General features: G+C 38.0%; 1 tRNA gene. It reads right to left on the bottom strand.

Features of this window, described 5'->3' with window-relative positions:
- Positions 1-113: 113 nt before the first annotated feature.
- Positions 114-187, bottom strand: a tRNA-Ile gene (locus ATH1_RS0117490).
- Positions 188-466: the final 279 nt, after the last annotated feature.

Here is a 466-nt window from a genome sequence, read left to right as displayed (position 1 = left end):
CTGTGTTTTGAGTTATTGAGTTCTGAGTTTTCTATCTATTCTCTAAAAACTATCCACTAACCACTAAAAACTAAAAACTAACCACTAACCACTAAAAACTATCCCCTATTCCGTAGTCCCGGGCAGACTTGAACTGCCGACCCCTACATTATCAGTGTAGTGCTCTAACCAACTGAGCTACGGGACTCTATTTCACACCGCAGGCTTTCCATTGGTGGCTTTATTCCCTGTCTATGGTCTTGTCTGTCCCCAGGTACTTGGGTGTTAGGGTATTAGGCGATTAGGCGATTAGGCTATTAGGTTATTAGGTTATTAGGCTATTAGGTTATTAGAATTGTTGGATTGTTAGAGTTGTTAGAGTTGTTAGACTTGTTAGAGTTGTTAGGTTCTTAAATTGTCCCACCAACTCATAATCTGACATCTAAATATCTTACATCTAATAATCTAATAATCTAACAATCTAATA

Source organism: Anaerophaga thermohalophila DSM 12881 (assembly GCF_000191885.1).
Taxonomy (GTDB): Bacteria; Bacteroidota; Bacteroidia; order Bacteroidales; family Marinilabiliaceae; genus Anaerophaga; species Anaerophaga thermohalophila.
The sequence above is the reverse complement of the archived record's forward strand: the minus strand, read 5'-3'. Positions and strand labels throughout refer to the sequence as shown.